At 61.2% G+C, this 15,663-nt stretch carries 17 protein-coding genes; all 17 read left to right on the top strand.

Annotated elements, in window-relative coordinates; genetic code table 11:
- The first annotated feature begins 6 nt into the window (after positions 1-6).
- The 17 genes from AB3147_RS04175 to AB3147_RS04095 all read left to right on the top strand — a co-directional run bounded on the left by AB3147_RS04175 (position 7) and on the right by AB3147_RS04095 (position 15,196).
- Positions 7-900, top strand: coding sequence for a hypothetical protein (locus AB3147_RS04175; protein WP_152383459.1), 894 nt, complete (start codon positions 7-9; stop codon positions 898-900).
- A 16-nt stretch (positions 901-916) separates the two neighbouring features.
- Positions 917-1,528, top strand: coding sequence for a TrbM/KikA/MpfK family conjugal transfer protein (locus AB3147_RS04170; RefSeq protein ID WP_227741356.1), 612 nt, complete (start codon positions 917-919; stop codon positions 1,526-1,528).
- Positions 1,529-1,531: 3 nt separating this feature from the next.
- Positions 1,532-2,197, top strand: a complete 666-nt coding sequence (locus AB3147_RS04165; protein ID WP_152383458.1) for a lytic transglycosylase domain-containing protein — start codon at positions 1,532-1,534, stop codon at positions 2,195-2,197.
- Positions 2,198-2,306: 109 nt separating this feature from the next.
- Complete coding sequence (locus tag AB3147_RS04160) at positions 2,307-2,633, top strand: TrbC/VirB2 family protein (protein ID WP_152383457.1); 327 nt, start codon at positions 2,307-2,309, stop codon at positions 2,631-2,633.
- Between the two features lie 2 nt (positions 2,634-2,635).
- A complete protein-coding gene (locus AB3147_RS04155) occupies positions 2,636-3,037 on the top strand; it encodes a type IV secretion system protein VirB3 (protein WP_082900587.1) in 402 nt (133 codons plus the stop codon).
- Positions 3,034-5,493: a VirB4 family type IV secretion/conjugal transfer ATPase gene (locus AB3147_RS04150; protein ID WP_286895896.1), complete on the top strand. Its 2,460-nt coding sequence runs from the start codon at positions 3,034-3,036 to the stop codon at positions 5,491-5,493. The genes AB3147_RS04155 and AB3147_RS04150 overlap by 4 nt, the downstream gene beginning before the upstream one ends.
- 2 nt (positions 5,494-5,495) lie before the next feature.
- A complete protein-coding gene (gene virB5 / locus AB3147_RS04145) occupies positions 5,496-6,245 on the top strand; it encodes a P-type DNA transfer protein VirB5 (RefSeq protein WP_152383455.1) in 750 nt (249 codons plus the stop codon).
- Positions 6,245-7,135, top strand: coding sequence for a type IV secretion system protein (locus tag AB3147_RS04140; RefSeq protein ID WP_152383454.1), 891 nt, complete (start codon positions 6,245-6,247; stop codon positions 7,133-7,135). The genes virB5 and AB3147_RS04140 overlap by 1 nt, the downstream gene beginning before the upstream one ends.
- Before the next feature lie 623 nt (positions 7,136-7,758).
- On the top strand, positions 7,759-8,454 hold the full coding sequence (locus AB3147_RS04135; protein ID WP_152383453.1) for a virB8 family protein: 696 nt from the start codon (positions 7,759-7,761) through the stop codon (positions 8,452-8,454).
- A 5-nt stretch (positions 8,455-8,459) separates the two neighbouring features.
- Complete coding sequence (locus AB3147_RS04130; RefSeq protein ID WP_152383452.1) at positions 8,460-9,047, top strand: hypothetical protein; 588 nt, start codon at positions 8,460-8,462, stop codon at positions 9,045-9,047.
- Positions 9,044-9,862, top strand: coding sequence for a TrbG/VirB9 family P-type conjugative transfer protein (locus AB3147_RS04125; protein WP_152383451.1), 819 nt, complete (start codon positions 9,044-9,046; stop codon positions 9,860-9,862). Before AB3147_RS04130 ends, AB3147_RS04125 begins: the two co-directional genes overlap by 4 nt.
- Positions 9,859-11,022, top strand: a complete 1,164-nt coding sequence (gene virB10, locus AB3147_RS04120) for a type IV secretion system protein VirB10 (protein WP_152383450.1) — start codon at positions 9,859-9,861, stop codon at positions 11,020-11,022. The genes AB3147_RS04125 and virB10 overlap by 4 nt, the downstream gene beginning before the upstream one ends.
- 118 nt (positions 11,023-11,140) lie before the next feature.
- Positions 11,141-12,160: a P-type DNA transfer ATPase VirB11 gene (virB11, locus tag AB3147_RS04115; RefSeq protein ID WP_152383449.1), complete on the top strand. Its 1,020-nt coding sequence runs from the start codon at positions 11,141-11,143 to the stop codon at positions 12,158-12,160.
- A gap of 402 nt (positions 12,161-12,562) precedes the next feature.
- The gene (locus AB3147_RS04110) at positions 12,563-13,243 is read left to right on the top strand and encodes a hypothetical protein (protein ID WP_152383448.1); all 681 of its coding nucleotides are present in this window, start codon (positions 12,563-12,565) and stop codon (positions 13,241-13,243) included.
- A complete protein-coding gene (locus AB3147_RS04105; protein WP_152383447.1) occupies positions 13,227-13,700 on the top strand; it encodes a hypothetical protein in 474 nt (157 codons plus the stop codon). Before AB3147_RS04110 ends, AB3147_RS04105 begins: the two co-directional genes overlap by 17 nt.
- A 172-nt stretch (positions 13,701-13,872) precedes the next feature.
- Positions 13,873-14,142: a hypothetical protein gene (locus AB3147_RS04100; RefSeq protein WP_152383446.1), complete on the top strand. Its 270-nt coding sequence runs from the start codon at positions 13,873-13,875 to the stop codon at positions 14,140-14,142.
- A gap of 64 nt (positions 14,143-14,206) precedes the next feature.
- Positions 14,207-15,196 carry a helix-turn-helix domain-containing protein gene (locus tag AB3147_RS04095; RefSeq protein ID WP_152383445.1) on the top strand — a complete coding sequence of 330 codons (990 nt, stop codon included), beginning with the start codon at positions 14,207-14,209 and terminating at the stop codon, positions 15,194-15,196.
- Positions 15,197-15,663: the final 467 nt, after the last annotated feature.

The raw sequence follows: 15,663 nt of genomic DNA, 5'->3' as shown, positions 1-15,663 counted from the left end.
TCCACTATGGACGCACTCATCACCTTTGAGGCAAGCATGAATTTCCACACTCTCAAGTGCTGGGGCCGGCGTGCGCTCGCCCTGACTGCGTTGCTGGTGTCCACCCACGCCGCGGCTGCGGCGGACCCGAATGGCAAGCAGGCCGACGTCCAGCTCAAGACGGACCTTACGCTCATGAACGTCCAGGTCACCCAAGGCGCGCCGCTTCCTCCTGGCGGCTGCTTCTCAGGCTATGCCTGGCACACAACTTACGGTGGTTGCCGCCTGGCTCAGTCCCAGTCCGAATCTGCCACTTGCCCCGCGGGCTATACCGGCAGCCGAACTCGGTACCGAACGGCTTACATCTTGCAGGCCAATCACGCCGACGTCGCCTACGAGGGCTGGGGGCCCTGGCAAGACGCATGTGTGGCGGCGCGCCTTCCTGGGGTAGTCGACGCCCTAATAGCGGGGGTCAACGGCGGCCAAAGTGGATGGTCGGACAATCACTCAACCATCGTTACGCCGAACCTTCAGCGCGCCATGTTGGTGTACTACGGCACCCGCTACGGGGTCACGATTCATCGACCCTCGGCCACTTTGAACTGCTTGTTCGCGTCGGGCACCACCGCCGGTAGCGGCAACTCTAACGATCCCATCTGGTACGGCAAGCTGGCGGAACCCGGCGAGTCGGTCGAAGTTAGGGGTGAAAGCGGCTTTTTCGGATACTGCAAACTGTCCAACAGCAATCGTACCGCCGAGCTGTACGGAAGCTGCGACGGCCACACGGGCGGCGATGGAAGCCACTGCATTCCAGCCACTCGTGTAGTCAACATCACGTCCGTGAGCGGTTGCATCGTGACTACCGAGACGCGTGAAGGCCGCAACATCGTCGACGTCGGTAGCTACGACATCTGCCACTAATCTGAGGACCCCAACCATGCAGATCCTGCGGCGCCTGATGGCGCTTATCATTGCTTCGATTCTCCCGGCACTGTCATCTCCGGCGTGGGCGCAAAGCCCCGGTCAATTCGATTATCTGACCGGCGACAAGAAATTGGCCTGCGAAGCGCTCATTTGCCTTTCCAGCGGAGTACGGCCGGGGCAGTGCGACCCGGCCCTCTCGCACTTCTACGGCATCAAGAAGAAAAAGCTGTCCGACACGCTGGATGCTCGCCATGACTTTTTGAAGCTGTGCCCGTCCTCCAACCAAACCAAGGAAATGGCATCACTCGCAGATGCGCTCGCCCATGGCGCAGGGCGATGCGACGCAGGCTCCCTAAACGCGGGCCTCGGCGCCTGGCGAGGGACCAGCGACGACGGATACCCCATCATCAGCAACAAACGACCGGGCTACTGCAACGCCTATGTCTCGCACGAGTACACGTCATTTGATGACGATCTGCCTCGCTACGTTGGAACGCCCGAAGAGCGCGGCTACTGGGTTGAGGCGAAGGACTATGACCGCGAACTCGCCAAGTACGAAAAGGAACTCGCCGAGCGCAAGCAGCACGAGGAGTGGTTACACGGCTCTGGAAGCGGGGGGAATTAGACGATGGACTTTCCCACGCTCGCCCGGCAGTGCGCGCCTGACGTGCATATCAGTACGCTGAGCGCGGTAGTGCGGCACGAGTCTGCGTTCAATCCGCTTGCCATTGGCGTCAACGCCAAGCCGCATCGAAGCATCCGCCCCAAGTCCAAGGAGGAAGCTGTAGAAGCGGTGCGTGAGCTAATGGCCAAGGGGGTCGACTTCGATGTCGGCTACGGCCAGATCAACGTGCGCAACTGGAAGTGGCTGGGTGTCACGCCGGAGTCCATCTTTGACCCTTGCGTGAACCTGGCTTCTGCGCAGCGCGTACTCGTGAATTGCTACCAGCGCGCAGCCAAGCTGCATGGGCCTGGACAGAATGCGCTGTATGCGGCATTCAGTTGCTACAACACTGGCAACCTCACATCAGGTTTCACCAATGGCTATGTCGGCAAGGTTATCGCAGGCGCGGGCCTGGCCGTACCGGCAATCGTGAAGGACGCCGGCGCCATCGCCCACGCCGAACGCAAGGCAGGTAGTTCACCGCCACCCAAGCCATCCAAGCCAGACGCATTCCAAGCGCCCCGCAGAGATGCGTTCGGCACCCGGCGCAACGATGCCTTCACGCCGCAGACCGACGCGGTATTCGGGCGTCCAGTACCGACCTTGCCCACACGTCCGCCTACGCAGTAGCCACGTACCCCTCAACGTGTTTAGCCGCTAAACACCGGAATTTTCCCATCAGCCTCAACAAACGCCTCCCCGCCGACCGGCCGGAAGGCCACACCCATTGGAGTTTCACATGTTTGTCGCTTCCTCTTCCTCCCACATCAAAACGCCGTCCAAGAGCTGGCGCATGCTCACCGCACTGGCATATGCCACCCTGGCAGCGCTCCTCATGCTGCAACCTGAGCTGGCCATGGCTCAGCTCGAGAAGGCCACCAGTGCCACGCAAGCTCTGAAAGACTGGCTTTGGCTGATCATCCCGGTCATCGGCCTCATCTCTGCGGGCATCATCGGCATCCTTTACTCCTTCGACGTGATTCGCAAGGAGACCGCCTATCAGTGGGCGGTGGGTATGGTATTTGCCGGCGCGATCGCTGGCGGCATCATCAAGCTGCTCTTCTAAACATGGCCACCTCGCCTAAGCAGAAGGCAAAAGCCCCCGCCGCAGCCGCCCCAGTTGCGGTGGGGTCCGAAGTGCCGCCCAACCGCTTCCCTCTTTTCAAGGGAGCCACCCGCGTCGCCACCGTCCCGGGTGGAGTTCCGACGCGGGCGTTTGCGGCCCTGGTCTTCCTGACCGTCACGGCGGCGTCCTTCACCCTGTGGGGCTGGCTGCTCTTCCCTGCGCTCTATCCGATCATGGCCATTGTCAGCCGCAACGATGACCGGGCCTTCTGGATCTGGGAGCTTTGGTTGAAGACCAAGATCTTCGCCAAAAACAAGGGCTTTTGGGGAGCAGTTTCGCTCACACCCACGCCCTACAGTCCGCGGCGCCCATGGGCACGCGGGCGCGGAGTTCACGACCGATGAAACAACAATCCACCGTGACGCTGCCGGCGCATGAGCCACCGGTTAGCGAATACGTTCCCTATTCCCACCACGTCACCCCGACCATCGTCGCAACCCGCGACTGGGAGTACCTTTCAGTGTGGCGTATCGACGGCCGTACATTCCAGGGCTACAGCGAAGAGGAACACTATCGCTGGGTCGAGGAGCTGAACAACGTCTTCCGTGGCTTTCCGACTGGATTCGGGATCTGGTCGCACCTGGTCCGGCGCAAGGTCTTCGAGTACCCCGAGAGTGACTATCCGGACCAGTTCTCGCGAGATCATGACGCCGCGTACCGCAAGGTCTTTGCAGGCAAGCCGCCGATGATCAACGAGATGTACTTGACCGTGCTGATGCGGGCGCAGATTGATCCCGCGCTGCGATTGCTCTCGAACTTTGAGAAGCGCACCGCGCGCGCGGCGCTCGCCTGGCAGAACCAGGCCATCGAGCAGCTCGATGACGTCAACCGCAAGCTTCGCGGCTCGCTCAAGCGCTATTCGCCGGATCTCTTGTCCATCGTCGAACGCGAGTCGCCGCAAGACATAGGCGATGAGGAGGCTCCGCGCAGGATGTCGCGGTTCTCGGAGCCCGCGGAGTTCCTGGGCTATTTGCTCAACGGCAAGATGCAGCCCGTGCCGCTGGTCAATGCCCGGCTCTACAACTACCTGCCGACCAGCCGGCAGTTCTTCTCCACGCACGGTGAGCTGGGCGAGATGCGCGGGCCCGACTGGACACGCCGCTATGTGATGTTGGAATTGCGTGAATACCCCAACAACACCAGAGCTGGCCATCTGAACTGCCTGCTCAATCAGCCTCATGAGTTCGTCCTGTCGCAGTCATTCGGGGCAATGTCCAAGGCAGACGGTCTGAAAGCCCTATCGCGCCAGATCAAATGGCTGCAAGACTCGGGCGACTACTCGTCGTCACAGATCGCGGATCTGCACAAGGCGCGTGACGAGTTGGCCGCCGGCCGCTTCGTCATGGGGGATCATCACGCAACGATCCAAGTGTTCGGAGAGGACAACGAAAGCGCCCTTCGCGCGGCTGCAAACATCAGCGGCGCGCTGGCCGATGAGGAGATCATTGGAAAGCTGTGTGATCGCGCTTCCCTGGCGGCATGGGCCGCGCAGCTCCCAGGCAACTGGAAGTGGCGCCCTCGCCCGGCGCCCATCACCTCGCTCAACTTCCTGAGCTTCGCGTCCATGCACAACTACCTCTTCGGAAAGCCCGCGGGCAATCCTTGGGGTCCGGCCGTCACGATGCTCAAGACGACTGGGGGAACGCCCTATTACCTGAACTTTCACGCCTCGCTGGAGGACGTGGACGATACAGGCAAGCGTCGCCTTGGCAACACGTCCATCATCGGGCAGTCAGGCGCTGGCAAGACCGTTCTGTTAGGGCATCTGATCACCCAGGCACGCAAGTTCAATTACACGGGCGTCGTCTTCGACAAGGATCGCGGCATGCAAGTCACGGTCATGGCGATGGGCGGTAAGTATTTCCCGCTGCGCCTGGGCGTCAGAACCGGTTGGAACTACCTGCAGCTGCCGCCCACCGCCTCCAACGTCGCATTCATGGCGAGCATGACGCGGCAACTGGGCGCCAGGGGCGACGAGCCGCCCAGCAGTTCCGAGCAAAAGCAGATCGCCGAGGCAATCGACCACCTGGTCAGCCATATCGACTTGGGGGACCGGTGCCTTTCTACCCTGCTGCAGTTCTTGCCTTCGGCGCCGGCGCCAGATGGCCAGCTCAGCTTGAAGGACCGCCTCAAGCGCTGGTGTGCCGGAAGCGAGAACGGCTGGCTGTTCGACAACCCGAAGGACGAGCTTGACCTCGCAGTCACAGATCTCTTTGGCTTTGACCTGACGGAGTTTCTCGAACAAGGGCCGATCCGGGACGCGGCGATCACATATTTGCTTTATCGGACTGACCAGATGATGGACGGCCGACGTATCGCCCTGTTCTTTGACGAGGTGCAGCACCCGCTGAAAGTGCCGTACTTCCAAGCATCGATGCAGGACGCCAGCCGCACCGTTCGCAAGAAGAACGGCGTCCTGGTGTTCGCAACCCAGGAACCGGCGGCGATCTTGGAGAACCCGGTGGGGCGCTCGCTCATTCAGCAGTCGGCAACTGCCATGTTCCTCGAGAACCCCAAAGCAACCGCCGAGGAATATGTCGAGGGTTTCAAGTTGTCCCCGGCCGTCTTCAAGATGGTCAAGGAACTGCCGCCATTCAGCCGGCAGTTCGTCGTCAAGCAAAACGAGTCTGCCGTCACCGCCGAGCTGGACCTTTCTTCTTGCCCTGAAGCACTGCTGGTGTTCTCCGGTTCTGAAGACCTGGCCGAAATCGCCGAAGCGGCCGTCGCCACCCATGGCGACGATCCCGCGATCTGGCTGCCCCACTACCTCAAACGCGCCCAAGAGGCGACAAGGAGCTAAAAATGACCCAGAAGCACAACGGCAATACCCGCCTGCGCAGCCCCTGGCGCGCACGGGTCACCGCATGCCTGGCCGCCGTCCTTTTCTGCAACGCGCTGGCCCCTGTCCACGCGAGCGGAATCCCCGTGATTGACGGCGCCAGCCTCGCCGACCGCGCAATCAAGCATGTGGAGACGTTGGCCAAGTACGCCGAGCAGATCCAGGTTCTCAAGAGTCAGCTCGAAAGTCAGAAACGCCAACTCGAATCGCTCACGGGCACGCGCAACCTCGGCGACATCCTGAACAACCCGGCGATCCGCAATGCCCTGCCGGCGGACGCACGAGAGATCCTGCGGGCGTCCAGCGGCGGGCTGGGCGGTATCTCAGACGTCGTGGAGCGCATTGAGCGCGAGGAACGTCTGACCGGGAACTACGAGCAAGACAAGAAGAACCTCGATGCGCGCGCCGATAAACTCGCTATCCGCAGTCAGGCGATGATGGAGCAGACCCAGAAAGCCATGACCGCTCGCGTCAAACAGGTGGACCAGCTCCAGGCGCAGATCAACCAAACCCAGGATCCGAAGGCTATTGCCGACCTTCAGGCTCGTCTGTTGGTTGAGCAGGCCAACATCCAGGCCGACCAAACTCGGGCGGATATGCTGACCCGACAGATCGAGGCGGAGCAGGCACTGATGGAACAGCAGGCCGAGAAGCTCGCCGATAGTTCCTTTAGCCTCAGCGCAATTCGGGCGCCGCTTCCGGGAGCGCGGTAATGGCCACCACCGGGGTTAGCCTTGTCAGTCTCGGTGGCATCGCGAACTGGATCGATCAGTCAGTAACCACGATGCTGACAAATGTCGTCACGCCAATGGTCGCATCCGTCACGGCGAAAATCTTGCCGTTTGTCTCGGTCGGCCTTTCGATCTCACTGATCTGGTACGGGTGGCTAATCTGCTCCGGGGCAATTCAAACCCCGGTACTCCACGCTTTGCGACGTGTCGTCAACATTGTGCTCATTGTGGGCATAGCCGGTGCCAATGGCTTTTATCAGCAAAGGATCGTCACCGTGATGCTGGACTTACCCACGTCGGTCGCACAGCTCTTTACCGGCACCGTCAAGACTCCTTCAGAGATGATGGACGATGCCGCAAACAATGGCGCGGAGATCGGCACGAGGCTGCAGGAGCGCGCACCCAGCGGCATCAGAAAGATCGCACAAGCGTTCGTATTTGTCGTCGTGTCGGTCATCATTACGATCATCTCTGCCGTAATGAGCGCGATCGGCATGCTAGTACTTATCACCGTAAAAGTCGGGATGGGCTTAGTCGTCGTGTTGGGGCCACTCTGCATACTGGCTCTGCTGTTCGATGTGACCCGGGATTTCTTTACTACCTGGCTGCGTCAAGCCTTGTTCTATGCAATCTATGCTGGCCTATTTATGGTCGTATTCATGTTCATCATGGGCATGTTCGGCATGCTGCAGCAAGGGCTGTTAGACCTCACAGCAGCGGATCAGATAAACATCTTTTCCATGCTCACAGCCATCGTCTTTTTCATGATGTGTTCCAAATACATGCTTGAACAGGTCTCCACCGTGGCGGCAAAGATTACGGGCGGAGAAGGGGGGGGTATTTCGGTTCCTTTCCTGGGTAGGATCGGCTAACATTGATCCAAACCTACTGCAAGTCATCATCTCGATTTCAAGACAATTTGTGGGAGAACTGATGGCCCCGATTACGCCCCTGGGCAAACCTCTTTCGAGGGCTCCGCTTGTGAGCCAGGATGTGCCCCTATCTCCGTCCCTTCAGACGGGAGCCGAACAACCGATCTCGGCCTTCCAGTGGGTGAGCTTGGCACGCGCGAGCTGGACGTGGATTCTGCGGCCGATTTGGTATCTCTGCTTCAAATGGCCGACGCAGCTATTTATAGCGGGCACAGCGACTACCCAACGCTCGAGCGATGTTGGACGCGCGCCTTGGCAGAAAAGGCACTCCCAACAGCAACATAATGAAATGACCCGTTCGATGGTTCGGAACATGAGTCAGGATCGCTAGCGCGGTCAAAGCAATATCAACGGCGCCACTGCCGGTTTCTCACAGGGCACAGCAATCGCTGTGCCCTTCTCTTTGAGCTGCGCATTAGCCAGCCTCCTCTGATTTAAATCCCCTCATCTCCTCGGAGAATCGATGAAGCACGCCATATTGGCCGCGCTCGCCGCGGCTCGCCCTTTCACGTCCGTACGAAACGTGCGGCCCTTCCACCTCGTCGGGCAAAGGGAGGAAGGTCATGTCCTCTGAAGATCCCAAGCTCTCACTGCAGCAAGAACTGGATCGCAACCGTGGCCTGGACCGAGACCTTCTTACGGAATTCAGCGTGTCCAGGGCCAAAGCTTGGCGAGTGGCAACAGCCTTCTTTGTGCTGGCGGCACTCGCTGTCGGTGCGCTGACCGCCCTCCTGCTGAGCTACACGCCCCAACCGCCCTACGTTGTGCGTGTCAATGACGCGACCGGCGAGGTCGAGAACGTATCTCAGGTTGGTGATGCACGGGAAGACTACGGCCCCCGGCTCGCCCGTTACTTCGTCACTCAGTACGTGCTTTCCTGCGAAGGCTACGACTGGCGAACCCTGCAGAACATGTACGACCGCTGCGGGTTGTTCAGCTCCCCTGACGTGCAGAAGCAGTACCACTCGAAGTTCGAGGATGACTCGAGAACGGGCCGGGAAGCCCTGGACAAAAAGTATGGCGAGCACACGCGCCTGGCGATCAGCGTCCGCTCGATCACCCCCGGCCCCAACCAGACCGCCACGGTTCGCTTTACCCGAAGCGAGATCGGCCCCAATCGGGCGCCGAATTCTGAGCAGTTCATCGCCACCCTCGCTTATCGGTTCGTCAATACGCCCATGTCGGAAAGCGTGATCCGTGACAACCCGTTGGGCTTTCAAGTCATTTCCTACTCGACCGCTGTCGAAACGCTGAGGTAATCGTCATGCAAAAAGCACAAATCAACGAACTCGCCCGCCGCCTCGAAGATGTGGGCCGCATGGACAACGCACAGCGCACTGCCCTGCTGCGCGACATTGAGCGCTATGCAAAGAGCGACCTTTACGGCGCCGCCCGCTTGTGCAAGGACCATCTCCAAAAGGATGCGAACCTGCGCCTGCCTACCGCTGTGATGGCCGCTGACCGCATCGGCAAGCACTTCGAAGAGCGGATCCGCGAAGCGCGCCGTCCGGTGGAACTGTACGGGGAACAGGACCGACAAATCCGCCAACCGGAAGACGGTCGCGAGTACAAAGGTCCGATCGTTGGGACGACTCCCAACTGCCTGATTCAGCGTGACAACGAGACAGGCGACCTCATCGTCCACGCACGCAACACGCTGAATCGTTCCTTCGAGATGACCGGCAACGAAGAAGCCCTCGCGATCAGCTATCCGTTCAAGGCCGTCGGAGGCGTCGGCCTGGTGCGCGACGCTGACCATGGTAAGCAGGCCGAGCTGGGCGTCGAGCATCAGCACTCGCACCACCAGGTCCGCCAACGCGAGAGCAACCTCGAGATGGGGCACGCCCGATGAACATCCGCTTCAGGCCTTTGGCCTTGGCGGTGCTGACGGCCGCGCTATGCGCGGTCGCAGCGCCGGCCTGGTCGCTTGACCGCCCTGCAGCTTCGCCCAAGGATCAACGCATCCGCTGGACGGACTATGACGCCGCAGACGTCATTCAGGTCGACACGACGCTGGGTGTCGCAACGCAGATCCAGCTGAACGACGATGAGGACTATGTGACTCATGCTTTCGGTGATTCGGCCGCGTATGACTTTCAGCAGATCGGCAAGCACCTCCTGCTCAAACCTATCGTCGAGCAGGCCGACACGAACCTCCTTTACATCACGACCAAGCGCAACTACTCGTTCCTCCTGAAGTATGAAAAGGCCCGAAAGAGCGGTGGTGTCTTTCGCGTGGTGCTGCGCTACCCCGAGCTTGAGCAGGCAAAGTCGGCCGCCCAGGAAGAGCGTGAGCGCGTTCAGCGCGACCTGGCCACGGCGGACGTCGCCATCAACTGGCAGGCTTACTCGATGAGCGGCGACATCAGCTTGGCACCCAGTGCCGCCTGGGATGACGGTGCGCAGACCTGGCTTCGTTTCGCGCCTGGCCAGGATCTGCCAGCCATTTACTTCGTCGACGCCGACGGCCAGGAGGTCATTGTGAACCGCCATATGGAAGACGAACAAACCGTGGTACTCCATCGCGTCGCCAAACGGTGGCACTTGCGAATTGGCAACCAGGTTCTGGCCGTTCACAACGATGGCCCGCCTGTCGCACGCAGCTTGGCCACCGGGACTGTGTCCCCGCAAGTCGAACGCGTCCTTCGTGAGGAGCCAGCGCCATGAAGTTCTTCAAAAGGCGAAAAAGACCCGGTCAAACCATTGACGCCGTGGCGGAGATCGAGGAGCACCAGGCACAGATACAGGGCCGCGGCCGGCCCGATTTGTCCGGCACGGCCAAGCCGATGCAACAGGGCGCAAAAGCGTTCATGTTTCTGATGATCCTGATTGCTCTGATGGCTATCGGCGTAACGGGATGGCGCGCATTTAACTCGCCCGCTGCAGAGGAGGCCGCGCCCGCCGTGCAGGCGAGAATCGAGAACGTGCTTCCCGGCCTGAAGCTCAGACCCGAACCTCCTCCGCCGCCACCTCCGATGCCTGATTCGCCTCTGGCTACGCCTATAGTGCCTGCTCCAATGCAGGCGGAGCAGAAGGGCGCAGTGCCTGACCTTGCACAGGCCGTGACGGTAGACGCAGTCACCCAGCGGCGCTTGGCCAGCGGCCTTCGTGGCACCAAGGGACAAGAAGGCCAGTCTTCCGGGCAGTCCAGCTCTTCCCCTCCGCCAGCACGCGAAGTCGACAGCGGGCCGATGGCCAGCAAACTCACCCCTATGAAGCTCTCGGCATCGCGAGCAGGTTTGATCGGCAACCGAGACATGTTGATCACGCAGGGCTCGATGATCGACTGCGTCCAGGAAACCAAGCTCGTCACTGCGCAGGCAGGCATGCTGAGCTGCTACGCGCCTCACGATATCCGCTCGACCAGCGGTCGCGTGGTCCTGATCGACAAAGGATCCCGGTTCATCGGCTATCAGCAAGGCGTGCTGGCCCAGGGCCAGCCGCGCGTGGGCGTCGTATGGTCGCGGCTGGAAACGCCCAAGGGTGTTGTCATCCACCTGGATTCGCCTGGCACCGGCCCCTTGGGTGAGGCAGGCCTGGACGGCTTCATCGACACGCACTTCGCTGAGCGGTTCGGCGGTGCCATCCTGGTCAGCTTGATCAGCGATCTGGGCACGTGGGCTACCTCACGTGGCAGCAGCGACAACGGGCAAGTGCAATTCAACACGACGGGCGACGCGGCTACCAACGCGGTTACCACGGTGCTGGATAACACCATCAACATTCCGCCGACGCTATACCGCAACCAGGGAGGCCGGTTGGGGATCTATGTCGCTCGCGACCTGGACTTCAGTTCTGTTTACACGCTCCGGTCCGTCCCGCGGTAGCAGCGCAGTCGCCGGCACTGCCAATGCTGCGAAGCTGACCGAAGCTTCCAACGCATCCTCCGTTAGGCCTGCCTGACCTTCGGGTCTCGGCGGGCCAGACGCATTAATTGGATTCCCTATGAAAGACTCCTCCGGTGCACCGCCCGTCGACTCGGGCGGGCGCGACACAGCGTTGCGCCAGATGATGCGTCCCATCTCTGGCTACATGGCCGACGACGCTGTCCGCGAGATCACCATCACCCGGCCTGGCGTTATCTTTACGCGCTCTCAAGGGCGATGGCATGAGCGCCACGATCCGAAGCTGACCTTCAGCTTTCTGGAAGCGTTGGTGAGCGCCATGGCCAGCTACAACAACGTCAACTTCACGCCAATCATGTCGCTGCTGCTGCCGGACGGGGAGCGCGCTCAGGTTGCCCAGCCGCCTGCGGTGATCGACGGCGCACTCTCGATCAACATTCGCAAGCACAGCAGTGTCGTGAAGACGCTGGACGAGCTGGCCGCAGAAGGGGCCTTCGCCAACTGGGTCAATGTGAGTGGTCTGACGGGACACCTCGACAACCTGACCGACAACGACAAGGAATTGCTCGACCTTCTGACAGCGAGGGATATGTTGCAGTTTCTGCGACGCGCAGTCCTTCAATGCCGCAACATCATTGTCGCGGGCAAGACCGGCTCAGGAAAGACGACGTTCGCGCGCAGCCTCATCGACTGCGTGCCCTCCCTCGAACGCCTCTTGACCATCGAAGACGTGCACGAGCTCTTCCTGCCTAACCATCCCAATCGCGTGCACATGATCTACGGCAAAGGTGCGGGCCGAATGTCGGCGACAGAGTGCATCGAGGCCGCCATGCGCAGCTCGCCCGATCGGATATTCCTGTCCGAGCTGCGCGGCCCGGAAGCGTGGGACTACCTGAACGCTCTGAATACTGGCCACCCTGGATCTGTCACGACCACGCACGCCAACAGTGCGCCCGATTCGTTTGAACGCGTCGCGCTCCTCGTCAAGCAGTCCACGGCCGGCAATCAGATGGATCTCGACACCATTCGGCGCTACCTGTTTTCCACGCTGGATATCTCGCTGTACTTCGCCGACTACAAGCTGACGCAGGTGTATTTCAACCCTGGGCGGGTGCTATGAACAAACGCATAGACGTCGAAATCCCGTTCAGAGCGCCGGTGGGGCAGCCGGGTGTTCTACGGCTCCAGCACGAGTGCGGCAAAGGCCAAACCGCACTTCTAGCCATGGATGGCTGTGGCATGCCTGGCGCGCCGACTGCGTCCGCCTCACTTACCACTGCCGACATGCACCAGCTTGTGGATGGCTTGATGGACGCGATCTACGCAATCGAGCGGCAAGAGCGGCTGTGAGTTTAAAACTTGCGTTCGGCTCATGCGTGTAAGTAGCTCTCGCTGGCGCGAGTAGCCCGTTTGCAGGTCACGTGGCGCCCTGGACGCAGCCACAGGTGCTTTGCACCGTCGCTTCCTGGTTCAACCCTCTTCTTCACCTGGCGAGCGCTTCGCTCGCAGCCGAGTAAAATCCATGATTAAAGAACTCGATCTTTCACTTCCGTTCCGGTTCACCGTTATTGCGTTTTGTCTGCTGCTTGTTTTCGTCATTGGTATGGCGAGCGGCATGCAGATGCCTGTTTTCGGGATATCTGCCGGGGTAGTCGCCGCCATGATGTACGTCACGGCGGTGAGTTACGACCGCCGTCTGAAGGCACGCGTCACCCAGCCGCGGCCCATCGTCTGGAAGGTCACTGTGAACGGGATATCGGTCGGGACAATGGCCGACAGGCATTACGCCGCTATTCAGCGCAGCGTTCTCCGTAATAGCGGTGTCGCCGTCGAGCAACTTATGTCCTCTTCGAAGTGGTCGGCCGCCCTCGCTGCGAAGATGTTGCTCATCTGGCCCCTAGTTCTCTTCTGGCTACTGGCACTTCTTGCAATGGCCTTTCCCAATGAAGCGGTACCTATGCTGCAGGAGCTATCGGCGGAGTGGCACGCACGCGCATGGGGCAGCGCAACGCTGACGAATATTGTCGGCATCACCGGCGCGATTTCCATTTTCTTGGCATACCTTTCCATGCCGCCGCGTGTGCGCTCTCGCTACAAGCAGGCCACCGACGCCTTGCTACGCCTGCACTTCAACACGGCCGCCGACGGTGACGTGCAAGTTCATCGGCTTCCGGCCTATACAAACCATGCAAGCCGTACTTGAGCATATGCGCAGCGCCTTTCGCCGGAGGATGCAAGCACGCCTCTTCAAAGGATCGTTGCGGCCACACACCGAAGCGCTAGCGCTCGATGTCATCGATCCGCGCGTCCGTGCACTGGTTGCGGCGTTCAACGTCGACGGCGTCGTCTCATCAGTAAGCAGCTGCGAAGGACATCGGCTGTGGCGCCTGCCGACGCGTCGGACGCCCTTCGTTATGTTCCGTACGGATGTCGCTCGGTCCGCGCGCCTCGCGGGTAGGATCCTGCTTGATTATGGGCAGGCGTGCGAGCTGCAGCACTATTGGGCCATCGACGCAATGTTCGATGCCAACGGCGAGCTCGTCTTCCATCTTCACTGCCCGGACTCCCGATTCCAACGCCAAAAGGTGGACGCCGACTTTATGCTCCTCGCGCATTGGGCTCGAGACGTCTTTCAAGGCCACCCCGCCCAGCAAGCCTGAAGTCCCGGCCGAGCTCGAGGCGCCATCCGAGCGAGCGCGCCAGCGAAGGCGGCCAGCGCGCACTCTGTCCTCTCTGTTTCGTAATCCCAGCGCGCCCGGCCAAGTCCGGGCTTGCGCTGCCGTCGGCGGACCATTCACACCGCCCCGACGCCAATTTCACCCGGAGACTTCCATGACCCGAGCGAACCGCAAACGCGGCGCGCAGGAAGCACGCACCCGCATGGCCTACAAGATCATGCAAAGCGTCTTCGACCGCTGCCGCGCCGAAGGCCTCAGCGCCGAACAAACCCACCAGGCCATCAAGGACGCGTACCCCTGGGGCGAGCGCCGTGCCTGGCCCTACAAAGCGTGGCTGATGGCCCGCCGCGAGTTCTACGAAGCACACGGCCTGCCCCTGCGTGCACGTCGTTCCATTGCTGAATCTCTGGAGGCTGACTCGTGATCGGCAAGCTGTACCCGCACCATCCATTACCCGGCAAAACCTCGAAGCAACGCAAGGGACGAACATGAGCGTCGAAGCATCCAAATGGGCCAGAATGGCCGACGTCCAGAAATCCTCATCCAAGCTCGTGTTGCTCAACTTGGCGCAGCTCGTCCGGTACGATGCCGAGCATTGGACCGTTTTCGCATCAATCGACTACCTGGCCAAGGTCACGCATCTGAATCGCAAGACGGTCATCGAGGCGCTTGGTCGGCTTCGCGAACTGGGCGCGATACAGGACACCGGGCGGCGTGCGGGCGACAATCGCAGCAGCATCATCTATCGCTTGTGCCCGAATGCGGTCCCGCTGATCGATCTAGCGGCCACCGGTGCTGTCGCCGGCGGCGAGGCTCAGGCGGCGCAGCAAGACTTGGGCCTGCAGGACGAGGGAGACGATGCCCCCGCGGCCGCGCCGCCAGTCGACAACCCGCCACCGTTGGACCAACGGCAGCCGGGCGATCGGGATGGAGCCGGTATTGACGGCATGTCCGAGGGGTTGCCCAGAGAGGGCGTCATGACCTCAGCAGGCGACTCCAGCCCCACCCACGACAGTTCTCGGAATTCCGCTCCCGCGACGTATGCAGCCACCGGCAAGGCGGCGAAGGGCTCCCGGAAAAAAGGCCGAAGGCGCCAGCCCGAAGCGCGCGGTGCCGGCGCCGGTGCCACCAGGCTCCCGGTGACCTGGACACTGCCGGAGCGATGGCGAAGCTGGACGCAGGAACAGCGGCCGCTCTGGACGCACGAGAAGATCGACGCCATGGCCGCCACATTCAGCGCCTACATGAGATCCAGGCCCGGCGAGCTGGGCACGTCGCCCGATTGGTTCGAGTCGTGGCGGCTTTGGGTTTTCCGAGAGCGCGAGCCCGGCGAAGCCGCCGGCGCGGCGTGGCAGAACAGTTGGACCGGCATCGTGGCCACGGGCAAGAAGCTGGGCGTGGAACAGGCCCCGAACGAGCCACCTCCCCATTTCAAGGCGCGCGTGTTCCAGGCCGCTGGGCTCGTGCCGTCCCATTAGAAATTGTCCACAGCCTGGCCCAGTATCGGGACCAGTCCCAATTTTGGGCCTAGCCCGAAAAGTACTTTTTGCCCGTCCCAGTTTCTGCTTTCGCCAGTACCGAAAACGGCTTTTTGCCAGTACCGAAAACGGTACCCAATAGGTATATATAGGTTTTATAGGTTTTAGAGAGAGTCGCGCGCGAGGCGCTGGCTCATCGCGAACGCCGATCCGCCTACCCTCCGATCGCTGCGCTCCCTCCGCCCCGACGCCTGCGGCGCCGGCCTGAACCCATAGCTTCAGTCCCCCTCTCCGCCGGCGCGATGCGCCGCCAGGCGGGGGAAAGGCAGCCCCCCAGGGCGTTGCGGGCCGCTGGCCTCGCCCCGCCCTTAGCGCCACGACCTGTCTGCCGAACGCCTCCAATGCCGCGCCACCGCTGCTGACCTCCATGGCTGCGCTGCCTGCATACCCCAGAAAAAGGTCCGTCC

Source organism: Achromobacter animicus (assembly GCF_040775605.1).
GTDB classification, from domain to species: Bacteria; Pseudomonadota; Gammaproteobacteria; order Burkholderiales; family Burkholderiaceae_B; genus Achromobacter; species Achromobacter animicus.
This window is presented reverse-complemented; position numbering and strand designations above follow the sequence as displayed.